Origin of the sequence: Acinetobacter sp. FDAARGOS_515 (genome assembly GCF_003938865.1) — a bacterium.
Classification (GTDB): domain Bacteria; phylum Pseudomonadota; class Gammaproteobacteria; order Pseudomonadales; family Moraxellaceae; genus Acinetobacter; species Acinetobacter ursingii.
The window spans coordinates 21,860-38,573 of sequence record NZ_RKIX01000002.1; the positions used below are offsets into that span (position 1 = coordinate 21,860).

Consider the following 16,714-nt stretch of genomic DNA (forward strand, 5'->3'; position numbering starts at 1 on the left):
GTCAATATTCTGAGAGACTATTCCGATGAAAAAACCAAACTATACCCCCGAAATTAGAGAAAGAGCGGTTCAATTACTAATTGAATCTGAAAAAGATTATCCTTCTACTTGGGCAGCAATCACAGCTATTGCACCTAAGATTGGTTGTACTCCTGAAACATTGCGTGTTTGGTATTTAAAGCATATGGATCAACTAAATCCTGCCAAAGTACAACAGATATCTGACCAAGAAAAAATGAAGCAAATGGAACGTGAAATTAAAGAATTAAAACGTGCCAATGAAATTCTACGTAAAGCAGCCGCTTTTTTCGCCCAGGCGGAGCTCGACCGCCCACACAAATAATGGTGGATTTTATCCATAACAATAAAGATCGATATGGTGTTGAAGCGATTTGTAGAATTTTACCGATTGCAGCTTCGACCTATTATCGGGCTTTAGATCTCGTTGATAACCCAGAACATCGAGCGAAACGTGCTCAGCATGATTTACATCATGCAGAACAAATCAAACGTATTTGGAAAGAAAGTTCAGGTCGATATGGTGTACGTAAAGTCTGGCAAAAATTGAAACGTGAAGGCTATGTTATTGCACGTTGTACAGTTGCTCGATTGATGCAGAAGCTAGATATACAAGGTGTTTGGCGTGGTAAGAACAAACAAACTACCCGCAGCCGAGATGATCAAAAACGAGCAGATGATTTAGTGAAACGGAATTTTAGTGCTGATCGACCTGACCAATTATGGGTCAGTGACTTTACGTATATTCAAACCAATTCTGGCTGGGTCTACACTGCATTTATTATTGATGTGTTCTCGCGAGCAATTGTTGGATGGAAAGTATCTACACGGATGAATACAGATATGGTGCTCGATGCATTGGAGCAAGCATTGCACGATCGAGGCATGCCAAAGAATGTAATTCATCATTCCGATAGAGGTGTTCAATATCTTTCTATTCGCTATACCAATCGTTTAGAAGCAGCAAATTTACGAGCATCAGTCGGTACGACAGGTGATTCATACGATAATGCTTTGGCTGAAACGGTGAATGGCTTATACAAAACAGAGGTGATTGAATATTTAAAAGCAGATTGGCAAGGTTTAGCGGATGTACAACTTGCGACATTAAATTGGGTAGATTGGTTCAACAAAAAGCGTGTACACAGTGCACTGGGTTATGTATCGCCTTTTGAGTTTGAAGCAATGTACTATGATAAGATTAATCCGTTAGGTCAGGTGGCCTAACTTAAATAAAAAAGTCTCCGACAAACCCGGTACGGTTCACGTGCGAATCAGAAACGCATTCGAGTAAATATTGATGACCTATAAGTTAGACTTTTTAGAAGAAGCATTAGCAGAATGGAATAAGCTAAATCCAAGTATTAAGCAGCCATTGAAGAAGCAGTTGATCAAGGTTTTGTAGAATCCTCGCATTCCCAAAAACAAGTTGTCAGGATATCCTAACCGCTACAAGATTAAACTTCGTTGTATTGGTTATCGTCTGGTTTATGAAGTCGTTGATGATGAGGTAGTTGTCATCGTGATTGCTGTAGGCAGACGTGAAAACAATGCCGTCTATGATGATGCCAACTCTCGTCATTCATAAAAGATGTAATGCCTATAAGCAGGTAGTGTCTATGAAAACACTCATGTTTATGGGCATTTTTGATGTAGATAATCTTCGATTAGGTAGTAGTAAATTACAACTATTTTGAAATCAATAAACAACTATTATGAAACCAAAACGAAATCAATTTATAGGCAGGACATTTACTTCACACAAAGCAGTTGATCCCATTTAAAGTAGTTCTGTGTTAGCCGATTTCGTGACATATTCCATGTTCTGTTCGGCATTAAACTTGCGCCCAAGGCAATCTTGGTTTTGCCATACTTAAGATGAATCGCTTCAAGGGAATCCATCAAAGCATCACTGACTTCGATGTGCTTCATGTCGGTAAACATGTCATATACATGGCTTGCCTTTGGTTCGAGACACGTCAGAATCACGCCACATTTCTTGAATGCTATATCCTTTGCATACAGGCCATCAATCATCGCTGTAGCGAGTTTAGAGAGCACCAACAGGTTGTCGGTAGGTTCTGGTAAAGCCAAGGATAAAGACTTGTTGTAGAAGGGCTTTGAGCTATCAAATGGGTTTGATTGTACGAAACCAATCAAACAACCACACAACAGAGCCTGTAAATTATTTTGTGTAAGTTCTATTTTTTATAAATGATCTTTTAATCGATCATCGAACTGAATCGTAAACCAATTCATTGCTAAACGCCAATTTTGAATTGGCATTGTCCATTTCTTAGCAGCATTGGTTGTTGCTAAGTAAATGACTTTTTTGACTGAATCATCTGACGAGAAGATCTTTCGCTTCTTGGTTGAATGGCGAATTACGCTATTCAACGATTCAATTGCATTGGTTGTATAAATCGCATGACGTATTTCAGCTGGATAGCTAAATATTGTACGGATATTTTCCCAATTGGCTCTCCAGGATTCTCCAATTTTCGGATATTGATGATTCCATTGATCACAGAAGATATCTAGAGATTTTAAGGCATTTTCTTCTGTACTTGCTTGATAGATCGCTTTTAGACCAGCTGTAACAGCCTTGTAGTCTTTCCAGCTTACAAATCTCAGGCTATTGCGTACAACATGCACGATACACAGCTGAATGTCCGTATGAGGATAAACAGAGGCAATGGCATCAGGAAAGCCTTTTAACCCATCTACACAGGCAACAAGAATGTCCTGTACCCCTCGATTTTTGAGTTCTGTCATGACGGATAGCCAGAATTTGGCACCCTCTGTCTGAGCAATCCACATACCGAGTAATTCTTTTTGCCCATCCATATTGATGCCCAAAGCAAGGTATACAGACTTGTTAATCACATTGGAGTGTTGACGGACTTTTACAACAATACAGTCGAGATAGACGACTGGATACAGACTATCTAATGCTCTATTTTGCCACTCAGTCACTTGCTCAATCACAGCATCGGTCACTTTGCTTATAAGTGATGCTGAGACATCTGCATCGTACATTTCTTTGAAAAATGCGACAATTTCTCTATTGGTCATTCCTTTGGCATACAGGGAAAGAATTTGGTCATCCATACTGGTAATGCGTGTTTGATGTTTTTTGATAATTTGTGGCTCAAATGAACCTTCCCGATCACGTGGAATATCTAAAGCCAATTGCCCATCTTGAGTTGAAACAGTTTTTGAGCTAAAACCATTTCGGCTATTTGAGCCTTTTTTCGGCTGATGCTTTTCATAACCAAGATGATCTGAAAGCTCTGTATTGAGTGCAGTTTCGATCATGAACTTTTTAAATATGGCGGTCATTTGGTTTAAGTCTTCTGGTGTTTTTAGACCCTTAGCCAATTCAGCAGCCATACTTTTGATTGTTGCTTCATCCATGTGAAGTACCTTTTGTAATTATCCTCTGAAGGATAAATGAAAATTAAGTACTTACACAAAATTTAGAACAGTCCCACACAACAGATTATCATCTCTCAGTCTGCTAATCGCATCCATGACATACAATGACATGGCTTCTTTAAGATCATCAATGTGGTAGATGCGTTGACCAAAAGAACGACTAGCAATGATTTGCTTCTTGGCTGGTGGCGTATGTTCCAGTTCAATACAAGCAATTCCCTGCAGTTCCAATAAAGTTCTGTGCATCACTACAGAAAATTGGTCCCTGATCATCAGAGGGGAAGCCAAATTTGAACCAATGAACCAACTGAACCCAATTTGCCAACACTTTAAAAACCAATACCCAATATTTATTTATTTTGTTTTATTTCTTACTTCTTGGTTCACTAGTTCAAATTCAATATAAACTATTGTAAATAAATGAAAAAAAGTGAACCAACTAAAAATAGACTGGTTCACTTTTGGTTCACTGGTTCAAATTAAATAGGGTATGGAAATATTTTTTTCATTGGTGGCACTAAAAACTTTTTACCACCACTGTTTTTGAACTCCAAATCTCTCTCTTTTAAATAATGAGACAACCTGGTTGCTTCGGCTCTTTTTGGTGGAACTCCAAACAATGAGATATAAATATCCGTTGCTGTTGACCAACTCCAGAATGTTTTATTTTTACAATCCCAATCCAATTCAGATTGCAGTTTCTCCTCTATTGGATCAGTAGAAGTATGTTCTTCATTAAGTGCATTTAACAAATCATTGGCTTCTTGATCCAATCTAAAAGATTCACCAGCATTAAGCAGCTCGTAAACTTCCGCCCAGACCTGTTGCATGTCGAAATTATGAATATATTGGATTCTTGTCGTTGGGATCGTCCAGTATCTCCTGTTTCCTGTTTCATCAACTAAAAAGCCAGTGTTGTTCACAGATGCAAAAAATACGGTTTTCCGCCCAAATTCGCTAGCCGCTGCTGCATAAGGTTTTCGGATTAAATCAAGATCACTAGAAATAAATTTCTTTAATACAGCTACATCGGATTTATTAAAAGTTGCGTTTAACTCTCCCAGCTCCACAAGCCAATAAGAGATATTTTGAAAAACGCTATCTTTATCCTGTGGATCTATAGAAGAATCCGCCTTAATCAATTCACCATCAAACTCACGGGGTACAAGGTGTTTAAACCAGCTTGTTTTCCCTAAACCTTGTTTACCTTGAAATACTAGAACGCCTGCTGCTGATATTTTTGGGTAACATGCTGCTGATATAGCTTGAATCATCCATTTCTTAATTAGATGTTCATGGAATAATTCGCCATTTTTTAAGGTGGAAGGGTTATCCACGCCAACTGTTTTTAAGAAGTCATGCAGCCTATTTTTTCCATCCCATGTTTTAGAATGTATCCAGTTTAAAACTGGGTTAAATGGGCGCTTATCTGCGATTGTAGAGAGAAACTCATTTATATTTGATGTAGGTAGATTGTTCTGGTGACATAGTGACTTTATTGTTGCCGTTACTGCCACTTCGCGATTATCAATTGAGGTTGTAAGGTTTGGAATTAAAAACTCCCCCTTTTTCTTAATCACGTTGTATCTACATACAATTCCATAAGCCTTCAAAATCGCATCAAGATTTTCAATTGTCTCTGCTGGTCTGCCATTTGGCTTTAAGTGCGCCCACTGAATGAATGGTTCCGCTTCTCCTACTTCATTCTGTACAGCTAGTTCTAATTTTTGAATTGCATCATTAAGTTTTTTCCTTAATTTTCTGCTATCAAGTTCCAAATCATAGTCATCAAAAACAGAATCACCATCAATTAGAAAAAGATCAGGCCATGAAGAAGCTGCTTTCTTGTGAGGTAGGTTGATAATTGGTTGTCCCATTTCAGCCAATTTGAGCGCAAAAAATGGGTGTCTTTCTGTTGTTATATAACATCTAGGGCTTTTTACATGGAGATTAAAGGCGCAAATTCCCTTCACTCCATAACTGCTGACTACCTTTCCAGATTGATCTACAACTGAAAAACCAACTTTATTTTTTAGAAACTTATCGTATCGCTGGAAAATGAAATTATTCCCTAGGATCACCCCATCTTTATACGGTGTGTTTTCAGAAACTATATGTAAATTTTCAGGATGAAGTTGCGAGATATTCCACATTTTATTTATGTGGAACTCCTTAGCAGGCAATGAAATATCACGTATTTCAGCATCCCAATCGGTTGCAATTGATTCTAGCTCTGTTTGTGCATTCATGCCGCCACTCCTTTTTTATGGAGTGCTTGCAGCATTACTTCTGCTCGATCCCAAATATCGCGTTCAGCCTTGATCTGTGACCATTCAGGGTTGAATGAATAACTTGTATCATTCGTATGATCGTTAATTAAATAGGTGCCATCAGACTTCAAAACCACCGAAGTTGAGCGATTTTTCCGGCCTTTCCCCAGGCTTGGAATGCGGTATTGTTTATCCAGCACAAAATTAAACAGTAAATTGTCTGTTTCGTAGCTAAGATTGAACAACAAATCATGTATATTTGTTTTGAACATTATACAATGTACCCGTAATTCTAACCCTAATAGCTAGTCCCATCACTGGATTTAGCTATCGGGGTTTTTTATTTATGAGACTTCGACTTCTGAAGCAATATTTCTGAATACAGTCAGGTCTATAGCTCACTCCCTATTCATTAAGTAATCAGCTATATGTCCTCGACGTGTCCCAGTAACTGACATTAACAAATAAAAAAAATTTGATTTTCTAAAAGTTGGGATTTTCAAAAAAAAGTTTGATTATTGACATAAAAATACGTCAGTGATTTTTTTTTACTCAGTAAAAATCGATATACCAACACGAATCGACTTCTAACTGCTTTGGCATGTCTTAATTTTAGAATTATTTAAATGTCAGGTTTTGCCATGTAAATCGCTGACATGACTGTCGCGAGCCTAGGTTTTCGCTTTGCTTAATCTCAATCTAAGGGGAAAGTAGGGATTTAGCTTTGCTACACATATACTTAACAATATGCTTTTATTGGATTAATTTTTAAAAATCTAATAAAAATTGAAAAGTCAGTATCTTACAAAATGTTTATGTAACAAAACTATTTTCATAGCATTATGAAGTTATGAAGTTATGAAGTTATGAAGTTATGAAGTTATGAAGTTATGAAGTTATGAAGTTATGAAGTTATGAAGTTATGAAGTTATGAAGTTATGAAGTTATGAAGTTATGAAGTTATGAAGTTATGAAGTTATGAAGTTATGAAGTTATGAAGTTATGAAGTTATGAAGTTAGGTTATTTAATTTTATAGATTAAATAACCCATTCCGCTCTCATTTTATTTAATACTTTTATCAACTAGCTGCTTAAAATCTTCTACATTTTGCTTTGCCAAAGACTCTAAAGCTATTCTTACAATACTAGATCTGTTAACACGAGCGTTATTACTTTTGATAATTAGCTCATCGATTAACTCGCTTAATTCTTGGTTTAAAGAAAAGGTACAACGAACGAATTTCTTTTGTGAAACCTCTAAATCCTTAACTCTTTTATCAGCTCCAGATATGAAATTTTCAACCAATTTATCTTGATCTGAAAGCTCATCAGTTTTCTTTTTTAAACCGCTAAGACCCGCCATAGTTATACTCCTAAAAACTCTTGAGCAATTCCTTCAATTTCTGCTTTTGCCTTAAGATCACTTGTTACTTCAAAAACAGACAAACCATTTTCATCTGCATCATCATAAACATTCCGATTTGTCGTGATTTGGTCTAAGGCTTTTATTCCGAATGATACACAGGCTTCTTTAGCATCTAAAATTCTCTGTACTTGTGATGGCAGTGTTGGACATTGTGTAATAATTGCTCTAGCATTCAAATTTGGATTCACTGCTCGTGCCAGTTTTAATACTTGTTCCATATGATCTAAAGTCTTTAGATCTCTACGTTTAGGTCTAAAAGGTAATAGCATATGTGTTGCTATAGTCATAGCCGAGCGCAATGCTTCTGAATCTTGTCCACCAGCATCAATGATAATATCTTCATATCTTTTTGATAAATCTTTTAAAACTTGACGAATATTGCCTGAAGCTTGTACAGATGGGATATTTTTTAAATCCTCATTCTCATCACGTTCTTTAATCCAGTCAGTTGTTGTACCTTGAGGATCTGCATCTAGAAGTAGAACATCTCTATTCTTGGTTTGTAAATAAACTGCTAAGTTTTGGGCAAGGCAGCTCTTACCAGCTCCGCCTTTTTCACCGCCTACTAAAATAATCATAAGTTATGTAAGTTACGTAATTTTGTTAGAAGCAATGTATAAGTTTTAACCTCTTGAATCAACTATTGTGAAAAATAAAGTTAAAAATAAAGTTATCCACAAATAATGCACTTTTTTAAATTTATATATATTTTTAAATTTATATTTATAAGGATCTTGTATCTCTTGCAACGTATAGCTTTTAGAGAATTTAAATGGACTTTTTCCTGACAATAAGTGGACGTTTTCCTTTATTTAAATGGACTTTTTCCTGACAATAAGTGGACGTTTTCCTTTATTTAAATGGACTTTTTCCTGACATAAATAGACGTTTTCCTGATATAAATGGGGCTTCCATTAGTGGACATTAAGTGTTAATGTCCACTAATAATATTTGTTTCTTTGATCACAACATGGCAAATGTAATTTATAAAGATAATAACTTGATTGAAGCATCTTATGCGTTGACTCTGTCGGAACAACGTTTAATTTTAGTTGCAATTATTGCAGCTCGGGAAATTGAAAAAGAGCTTACATCGGATACATTGCTAACAATACATGCATCTCAATATATGAAGCACTTTAATTTAGGTCGTCAAGCTGCCTATGAAGCTCTTCAGGGAGCGTGTGATAACTTGTTCGAACGTAGACTCACCTATAAGGCCATAGATCCTGTTACCGGTAAGCCTGCGGTCTATAAAAGCCGTTGGGTATCAAAAGTTGGTTATGTTAAAGAAGCTGCATGCGCTCAACTAATTTTTGCTCCTGATATTTTACAGCTTTTTGTAAAACTTGAAGAAAAGTTTACTCGTTATGAATTAAAGCAAATTTCTCAATTATCTAGTGTATACGCTATACGGCTGTATGAACTTTTGATTAGATGGCGTAACAAAGGCAAGCTATATATTAGTATGGTTGAATTGCGTGATAAGTTAGGTCTACTTGAAAATGAATATAAGACTATGGGCGATTTCAAAAAGCGTGTATTGACGGTTGCCATAAACCAAATTAATAAATTTACTGATATCGATGTAAATTATGAGCAGAAGAAAGAAGGAAGAACAATTACACATATTGAATTTTCTTTTAATCAAAAAGCTTCCTTAATTGTTAGTGATAAGTTCCTGGAACCGACATATCAGTTGACACCAAAACAATCTATATTTTTCGCTCAAAAATTGTGTGACCTTATCAAATATCCTGAATTCGGGGGTAAATATGCCAATGTAGGTGAAGAGATCGAAGAGTTTAAAGAAAGGATTTCACTTGAACTTCTCGACCCTGAAAAGGTAAAAAAGTATTATTCTGATTTGTTAAAAGTGGGCTATAAAGAAAAATATAAATCAGAAAAGGAATCGTAATCTGAATAATAGAAATTCTTATTTTGAACCTACAGGAAAAAATTAGTCAGCCTTAGTAATGAATAAAGCTAAGTTCGCAGATTGCAATATTTTAAGTGAGGAGCCAAATTTTTATTCTATCTCATTGATCATGAATGATTTAATCTTAAGATTTCAAATTATAAGTTATTTTTAGTGTTAGGTGGCTTCAAGTGGTGATGATGGCATGTGTGATATGTATTCTTTGCCTGAGCAATCCCTGAGACTTCTACAGTTTTGCGTCCAAAAATTTACTCAAGCTATTGACCTTTTTAACAGCGCATTATGGTTAGTCACCCTGACGATCTGATCTTTGGTTTCCATTCTGGTTACTCCGCCATCCTGCATAAGTCTTTTCCATTTAAACAGCAAACTTGGTGAGATTCTATCCTATCTGGCAACAGAAGAAACGAATGAGCCTTGTTGCATGGTCATGGTGACAAACTGGGCTTTTTCCTGACCTGAATAACGTCGATGAGATTAAACTGATGCAATAACTTCAATACGTTCCATAGAATACTTCTTAACCCTAGTGTTATGACTAGGGCTTAATTGAGAAGTGTCCGTTTTACTTGAGAACTATTACAATGATCTGCAAGGAATATAAATGTGTAAAGTTTCATAACTTATGAGGTAATCCCCCCTAAAAATAATAGGATCTAAAAGTAGAATTTTCTCTTAAGATACGAGCAGGAGATTCTGCATGAAAACATCTAAATTTACTGACAGTCAGATCATGTCCATCTTGAAACAGGCAGAATCTGGCACACCTGTAGCGACCCTTTGCCGTGAACACGGCATGAGTAATGCTACCTTTTATAAATGGCGTGCCAAATATGGTGGTATGGATACATCATTAATGGCTCGACTGAAAGAGCTAGAAGCCGAAAATACCAGACTTAAAAAGATGTATGCGGAAGAGCGATTAAAGGCCGAAATCATCCAGGAAGCGATGGCAAAAAAGTGGTAAAGCCATCTTGCCGGCGTAAGATGGCACAACAGGCAGTTGCCCAGCATGCCATTAGTATTCGTTTGGCTTGTAAAGCATTTGGCATTAGTGAAACCTGCTACCGCTATCAAGCCAATCTCAGCGATGACAATGCACTCATTGCTGAACAGCTCATTGAACTCACTGAGGAAAATTCCGATTGGGGCTTTGGTTTGTGCTTCTCGTATTTACGGCATGTTGAGAGTTGCTGCTGGAATCACAAGCGGGTTTACCGCATTTACTGTGAGTTGGCACTGAATCTGCGTATTAAACCGAGAAGAAGACTAAAACGGCATGCGCCTGAACCATTGAAAGAACCAATCCGAGAAAATCAGGTTTGGTCATTAGATTTTATGCATGATCAGCTTTCCGATGGTCGCAAGTTTCGATTATTGAATGTGATTGATGATTACCGCCGCGAAGGCCTAGCCATTGAAGCAGGGTTCTCATTGCCCACAATCAGGGTTATTCGTACGTTGAATCAATTGCTGGAGTGGAGAGAAAAACCGTTAGTGATCCGATGCGATAATGGCCCCGAATTTATCAGTCACGAATTTGTGCGCTGGGCTACTGAGCACGGTATTCGTATTGAATATATTCAACCGGGTAAGCCACAGCAGAATGCGTATATTGAACGCTATAATCGGACCATACGTTATAGTTGGCTGAGCAAGCATTTATTTGATACTTTGGATGAAGTACAAGATTATGCAACAAACTGGTTGTGGCATTACAACCATGAAAGACCACATCAAGCTAACAAAGGAAAGCCACCTCTAATGGCTGCTTAACCTCTACTTTTAACTTCGGTTATTTATGGGAGGATTACCATGAGACTTATGATCTTATGTAATCCGCAAGGGAGTTATGTGAGGGAAAATTCCTTCTGTAGTTCTTGTCAGGAATTTGTCCATATATGGCAGCTCATTGCTTGCAGATAAGCATGTATCTGGTCAGAAGAACTACCAGAGGCTGCTCTGCAAAGAATATAAATGTATAAAGTTTCATAACTTATGAAACTTGTGATCTTATGTAATCCGCAAGGGAGTTATGTGAGGGAAAATTCCTCCTGTAGTACTTGTCAGGAATTTGTCCATATATGGCAGTTCATTGCTTGCAGATAAGCATGTATCTGGTCAGAAGAACTGCCAGGGGCTGCTCTGCAAAGAATATAAATGTATAAAGTTTCATAACTTATGAAACTTGTGATCTTATGTAATCCGCAAGGGAGTTATGTGAGGGAAAATTCCTCCTGTAGTACTTGTCAGGAATTTGTCCATATATGGCAGTTCATTGCTTGCAGATAAGCATGTATCTGGTCAGAAGAACTGCCAGGGGCTGCTCTGCAAAGAATATAAATGTATAAAGTTTCATAACTTATGAAACTTGTGATCTTATGTAATCTGCAAGGGAGTTATGTGAGGGAAAATTCCTCCTGTAGTACTTGTCAGGAATTTGTCCATATATGGCAGTTCATTGCTTGCAGATAAGCATGTATCTGGTCAGAAGAACTGCCAGGGGCTGCTCTGCAAAGAATATAAATGTTTAAAGTTTCATAACTTATGAAACTTGTGATCTTATGTAATCTGCAAGGGAGTTATGTGAGGGAAAATTCCTCCTGTAGTACTTGTCAGGAATTTGTCCATATATGAACTGCCACCAATATTTTATCTAAAAAGTGACAAAATTTATCTAGAAGAGTGGTGGCGGTCCAGAAATGCATGTCTGATAAGTATTTCATAGATTTTAATCGCTAAGGTATAACATACTTACTCTGGAGAAACCGGACATTGCTATTTGGGATTTATAACTGAATTATGAATAAGCGATGGCATGCTATTAAAGACAATCATGTAGCTCTTTAAATGTGTCTACAAATAGCAGTTTTCTATTTAAGTGGTTGTAAATTTATGCGAAATTTATTATCTTAAAAATAAGGTCGCCTACCGTACTTACGCATGAGTAGAAAAGGGATAAAAAAATATAGGTTTACTTGCTTAAGCCATATCTAAAATTTAATTTTCTTAAGTATCAACTCGTTTGGTTCTTAGCATTTAAACATGCGTTGCTAAAAGTCTTATGACGCCAAAAATTCTTTGTATAAAGAATTTAGAGTTGAAAGTAGAGAAAATTATGTCTATTCAAGAATTCGCATTTCAATTATCTAAAAAAATTCAGGAACAGCATTCTGTAAAGATTGGCCGGTCACATATTTATGAATTAATTGCTTTAGATCAAGACTATAAAACTTATAACTCTTTTGTTGCTCAGAATCTGTTACTTAAAGCTGAATATGATGATTCTGAAGAATATTATCAGCATGAACTGGTTGATGCTTTAACCTGGGAAATATTGAAAAACCCACCTGAATCTGATTATTCAAATTATGACGAAGATGAACTGCATTGGGATGATTATGAAGGTCGAGAGTTCCTGGACCAAATCAGAAAAATCATTTTAAAACTTCATAATCTATTGAAATTAGACATTTCAGAAGAATCTTACTTATCCATTGCTAAAACAGTTTATAGAGAGCTTTTATGGCTCAACTTGGAAGTGATTAACTTTAGTTCCATAAGAGAAGCGCTAACTTATATTGATTTTGAAAATGGTTTAGTGACAGATCTGGAGTTTGATGATGAGTACGTGGAGTTTGAAAAAATAGGGGAGAATTTTGAGAAGATATTATCTTATGCAAAAGACCGTAATAACGCAGATGCCTATGCTTTGCTGGGGGCGTATTACTGTTATTTAGCCAATCAGATCGCTCCTTATGGTCGAAATGGCTCAAATTTTGGAAGTCGTTGGGATAACAGTAAACAAAAATATATTCATTCTGAAGAAACTCAAAAAAATAAAGAGAAGTATGAACAATACATCAAGCAAGCTGAAGATTTTAAATCTCATATTAAAAATTCACCTGTGAATCTTCATGAAATTGACTTGGATGCAGATACTGAAACGATTTATAAACAGTTCCTGTATTTGTGTAATCGAGGAGATGTTGAGGCTATTGAACATTTTCTTTACGAAGAAATATTCAAGAATACTGGAGAAGCCTGGTTGTATATCTATTTGGCTCAAATGTGTGGCGTTGATTTCACTCAGGATGATTTGAAAGCTTACAATGCTTATACAGGTGAAGCTTATGATGATTATGGACCTATGGCAATCGGAGGCCGTGAGGCAATTCAGCATGCTATCCATTTACCGGAATTGGATCGGGAAAAAGATAATTTGGCCAGAAAAATTGCTGCAGAGTTATTTGAAAAAATTTAATTTATTAGCCTCACAAAAATGGGAGCTTAAAGCTCCCATTTTCTATGTTAAACATTGAAGCCTATATGTTTTCCTGTTGGAAGCTCTACATCAATACGGAGCTTTCCTCCCATCGCTTCAACGTACTTTTTCATGGTTGAAATCTTAAGATCATTACCACGATTTTCAATTGCTGAAAGAGATGGCTGTTTGATTCCAAGAGCTTCAGCGAGTTCTTTTTGCGAAATCTCCAGCTCTTCACGAATCAGGTGAAGCTGACTTTCTAGCAGTAGTTCATCTGCCATTTCTTGAATACGCGCTTGGCTCTCTGGAGAGCGGCTAGCTAACAATTCTTGTAGAGTCTTAGCCATTAGATTTATCTCCTAATGTGGAGAGATGAAGCTCGTATTGCTGATCTGCAATAGCCAACATCTCTGTATAAAACCGCTTTTTACCGCCTTTATCAGCAATGCATAGCACGATGGCCTGTCGTAATGGATCAAATGCGAAAAAGGCTCTCAGTGGTTTACCTCGGTGCTGAACACGTAGCTCTTTCATGTTGGTAAATTTAGAGTCATACACGGTATCAACTAAAGGACGACCTAAACTTGGTCCCTGCTGTTGTAGAACAACCAGAGCGGCTAAGACTTTCTCTTGTGTTGATTCATCTTGCTGTTCAAGCTATTCATTAAACAGATCTGTCGTGATGACTGTCCACATATCACAACCATAATATAGATTATAGTCTATATTTTATAGGTAACTTAGTAAGTTTTCAAATGGCAATAAAAAACCTTGGCATCCTGCCAAGGTTTTTCATATTTGGTTCGCTTGGTATAACTCCTGTCGTACCTGCCGATCCTTGTGCGATTTTCTTATTATTTGGAGCATCCTGCTCTCGATGTACTCATCATAAAAAAATTCCAGTATTCCGACTAGCAGTAAAGAACCGGAATTCACGTAAGCCAAAGCGTACAAAATAGTCTGAATTTTATCCATAATAAATGGGGATAATTTCAGGTTCAGGAGCAACGGTCCACAGTCCATATGTGAAACCAAAAATATAGATTGTAATCTATATTTTGGTATAGTATTTATAGAAAGGTAAAGATCAAAAATAAATTGATTAAGGATGATTTATGAAATTCATTCAGTTAAACCTTGCTAAGGTCCTTGTTTTTTTTATATTCCTAATATTTTTCAATATAGTTTTTCATATATTTTTATCAGTAACTCATTATCCTGTGAATGATTGGTATGCATCTCTATATTTTTCTTTTTTAATTAGTTTATCAATCAAGAAAATATTTTCAGATATGTACGAACAAAGCTATAAATTGCTATTCAATCAAATTTTATTCTTGTTTAAAAAATCGCAAAATTGATTAATCATCTTTGTTAGGCTTTGTTGCAAAAATCTCTACTAAAGGCTGAACCGTACCGGGTTTGTCGGAGACTTTTTTATTTAAGTTAGGCCACCTGACCTAACGGGTTAATCTTATCATAGTACATTGCTTCAAACTCAAAAGGCGATACATAACCCAGTGCACTGTGTACACGCTTTTTATTGAACCAATCTACCCAGTTTAGTGTCGCAAGTTGTACATCTGCTAAACCTTGCCAATCTGCTTTTAAATATTCAATCACCTCTGTTTTGTATAAGCCATTCACCGTTTCAGCCAGAGCATTATCGTATGAATCACCAGTCGTACCGACTGATGCTCGTATATTTGCTGCTTCTAAACGATTGGTATAGCGAATGGAAAGATATTGCACACCTCTATCGGAATGATGAATCACATTCTTTGGCATGCCTCGATCGTGCAATGCTTGCTCAAGTGCAGGATCTAGTATCCACGCTTTTGTTTATAAGTAACAGATAGAATTTATGTTATTTTAGACTATACCCTAAAGTAACACTTTAAAAGTTCGTAAAACCATGTACCATTTAAATGATTTTTAATCATAAGTAACATGTAACTTTGATATTAAAGATTTATAATTTACAAAATTGTTCATTTTTATCCAATTGGGGCGAGAAAGAGTGAAAGGCCAAAAAGTAGGTTATGTGCGAGTGAGTTCGGTCGAGCAAAATACTGGGCGTCAACTTGAGGGGATTGAAGTCGACCGGATTTTTGTTGACCGTGCTTCGGGTAAAAATACCGACCGACCGAAATTTCAAGAAATGTTGAACTATGTCCGGGAAGGGGACAGGGTGATAGTACATTCCATGGATCGTTTTGCGCGAAGCTTAAAAGATTTGGTCACTGAAGTAGATAAACTGGTCAAACGAGGGATTTCCATCCAGTTTGTAAAAGAAAATATTACTTTCACTGCTCAATCTACCCCGATGGATAATTTAATGCTGCAACTGATGGGGGCCTTTGCACAATTTGAACGTGAAATCATTCTGGAACGGCAAAAGGAAGGAATAAAACTAGCCTCTGCTCAAGGGAAATATAAAGGTCGTGTACATAAATTGAAACCTGACCAGGCTGAAGCTTTAAGACAAGCATGGAAGGAAGGAAAGTACTCTTCAAAAATGGCATTAGGCCAGGCATTTGGAATTAGTCGTCAGGCGGTATATCGGTATTTGAAAGGGCACTGTTGCAAATAGAGATTTGAGTCGATGATGTTCCCTTTAAAAAGTACTTAGAGACCGAAAACCCTGTTGATTAGACACACTTCACCCTGAGGCTGACCATAATAAAATGACGATGCTTGTCCTTTACGTAGTGCACGCATGACTTCAATACCTTTAATTGTGGCATAAGCCGTCTTCATAGATTTGAATCCTAATGTGGCCCTGATGATCCGCTTTAGCTTGCCATGATCACATTCAATCACGTTATTTTTATACTTAATCTGCCTGTGCTCAAGGTCTGGTGGACATTTACCTTCCCGTTTTAACCGTGATAAAGCACGTCCATATGTGGGTGCTTTATCCATGTTGATCACTTGTGGAATTTGCCACTTCTTCACATTATTTAAAATTTTTCCAAGAAAACAATATGCTGATTTGGTATTACGTCTAGAAGAAAGATAAAAATCAATGGTATCGCCACGTTGATCGACTGCACGATACAGATAAGACCATCGTCCATTCACTTTTACATAGGTTTCATCAATATGCCACGAGCTCAGATCTGTAGGATTACGCCAATACCAGCGTAAACGTTTTTCTATTTCAGGAGCATAACGTTGAACCCAACGGTAAATAGTCGTGTGATCAACATTCACACCCCGTTCGGCCAGCATTTCCTGCAGTTCACGATAGCTAATGCCATATTTACAATACCAGCGCACAGCCCAAAGAATGATTTCGCCCTGAAAATGCCGACCATGGAAAGGATTCATATGCTGCACCTTTAGCTAAAACA

Annotated in this window: 12 protein-coding genes, 5 pseudogenes and 1 other annotated feature; of the genes and pseudogenes, 6 read left to right on the forward strand and 11 right to left on the reverse strand. The window is 36.9% G+C overall.

The window, feature by feature from the left end; translation table 11 throughout:
• Positions 1-25: 25 nt before the first annotated feature.
• Both EGS47_RS01405 and EGS47_RS01410 read left to right on the forward strand, forming a co-directional pair.
• A protein-coding gene (locus tag EGS47_RS01405) for an IS3 family transposase (RefSeq protein ID WP_125269079.1) occupies positions 26-1,245 on the forward strand; the annotation gives its coding sequence in 2 pieces (ribosomal slippage) (positions 26-302 and positions 302-1,245; 1,221 coding nt in all).
• Positions 301-417 (forward strand) — a sequence feature (AL1L pseudoknot). Its footprint overlaps the gene before it by 117 nt.
• Positions 1,246-1,318: 73 nt before the next feature.
• Positions 1,319-1,606: pseudogene (locus EGS47_RS01410) on the forward strand (type II toxin-antitoxin system RelE family toxin).
• Between the two features lie 164 nt (positions 1,607-1,770).
• Here EGS47_RS01410 and EGS47_RS01415 read toward each other — a convergent pair.
• The 7 genes and pseudogenes from EGS47_RS01415 to EGS47_RS01445 form a co-directional block, all read right to left on the reverse strand.
• A pseudogene (locus EGS47_RS01415) lies at positions 1,771-2,193 on the reverse strand (DUF4113 domain-containing protein); the annotation flags it as partial.
• A gap of 33 nt (positions 2,194-2,226) precedes the next feature.
• Positions 2,227-3,435 (reverse strand): IS256-like element ISAba26 family transposase, encoded by a 1,209-nt coding sequence (locus EGS47_RS01420; RefSeq protein WP_004987597.1) that lies wholly within the window; start codon positions 3,433-3,435, stop codon positions 2,227-2,229.
• Between the two features lie 54 nt (positions 3,436-3,489).
• A pseudogene (locus EGS47_RS01425) lies at positions 3,490-3,744 on the reverse strand (DNA-directed DNA polymerase); the annotation flags it as partial.
• A gap of 191 nt (positions 3,745-3,935) precedes the next feature.
• Positions 3,936-5,705 (reverse strand): VapE domain-containing protein, encoded by a 1,770-nt coding sequence (locus EGS47_RS01430; protein ID WP_104039645.1) that lies wholly within the window; start codon positions 5,703-5,705, stop codon positions 3,936-3,938.
• Positions 5,702-5,998, reverse strand: coding sequence for a hypothetical protein (locus EGS47_RS01435; protein WP_104039646.1), 297 nt, complete (start codon positions 5,996-5,998; stop codon positions 5,702-5,704). Before EGS47_RS01435 ends, EGS47_RS01430 begins: the two co-directional genes overlap by 4 nt.
• Before the next feature lie 791 nt (positions 5,999-6,789).
• Entirely contained in the window at positions 6,790-7,089 is a 300-nt protein-coding gene (locus EGS47_RS01440; protein WP_104039647.1) for a hypothetical protein, read from the reverse strand.
• A gap of 2 nt (positions 7,090-7,091) precedes the next feature.
• Positions 7,092-7,730 carry an AAA family ATPase gene (locus EGS47_RS01445; protein WP_104039648.1) on the reverse strand — a complete coding sequence of 213 codons (639 nt, stop codon included), beginning with the start codon at positions 7,728-7,730 and terminating at the stop codon, positions 7,092-7,094.
• Between the two features lie 392 nt (positions 7,731-8,122).
• Between EGS47_RS01445 and repM the strand changes: the two genes are divergently transcribed.
• The 3 genes from repM (at position 8,123) to EGS47_RS01460 (ending at position 13,355) form a co-directional block, all read left to right on the forward strand.
• Complete coding sequence (gene repM, locus EGS47_RS01450; protein WP_213070258.1) at positions 8,123-9,070, forward strand: replication initiation protein RepM; 948 nt, start codon at positions 8,123-8,125, stop codon at positions 9,068-9,070.
• 721 nt (positions 9,071-9,791) lie between these two features.
• A protein-coding gene (locus EGS47_RS01455; RefSeq protein ID WP_085946061.1) for an IS3 family transposase occupies positions 9,792-10,867 on the forward strand; the annotation gives its coding sequence in 2 pieces (ribosomal slippage) (positions 9,792-10,044 and positions 10,044-10,867; 1,077 coding nt in all).
• Positions 10,868-12,155: 1,288 nt separating this feature from the next.
• The gene (locus tag EGS47_RS01460) at positions 12,156-13,355 is read left to right on the forward strand and encodes a hypothetical protein (RefSeq protein ID WP_104039650.1); all 1,200 of its coding nucleotides are present in this window, start codon (positions 12,156-12,158) and stop codon (positions 13,353-13,355) included.
• 47 nt (positions 13,356-13,402) lie between these two features.
• Here the strand turns inward: EGS47_RS01460 and EGS47_RS01465 are convergent, their stop codons facing one another.
• The 3 genes and pseudogenes from EGS47_RS01465 to EGS47_RS01475 form a co-directional block, all read right to left on the reverse strand.
• The gene (locus EGS47_RS01465) at positions 13,403-13,705 is read right to left on the reverse strand and encodes a helix-turn-helix domain-containing protein (RefSeq protein WP_104039651.1); all 303 of its coding nucleotides are present in this window, start codon (positions 13,703-13,705) and stop codon (positions 13,403-13,405) included.
• Positions 13,698-14,054, reverse strand: a pseudogene (locus EGS47_RS01470) (type II toxin-antitoxin system RelE/ParE family toxin). Before EGS47_RS01470 ends, EGS47_RS01465 begins: the two are co-directional and overlap by 8 nt.
• A gap of 750 nt (positions 14,055-14,804) precedes the next feature.
• Positions 14,805-15,188, reverse strand: a pseudogene (locus tag EGS47_RS01475) (integrase core domain-containing protein); the annotation flags it as partial.
• 190 nt (positions 15,189-15,378) lie between these two features.
• Here EGS47_RS01475 and EGS47_RS01480 point away from each other — a divergent pair.
• On the forward strand, positions 15,379-15,951 hold the full coding sequence (locus EGS47_RS01480; protein ID WP_005401814.1) for a recombinase family protein: 573 nt from the start codon (positions 15,379-15,381) through the stop codon (positions 15,949-15,951).
• 35 nt (positions 15,952-15,986) lie between these two features.
• Here the strand turns inward: EGS47_RS01480 and EGS47_RS01485 are convergent, their stop codons facing one another.
• Positions 15,987-16,691, reverse strand: a complete 705-nt coding sequence (locus tag EGS47_RS01485) for an IS6-like element IS1006 family transposase (RefSeq protein ID WP_125269123.1) — start codon at positions 16,689-16,691, stop codon at positions 15,987-15,989.
• Positions 16,692-16,714: the final 23 nt, after the last annotated feature.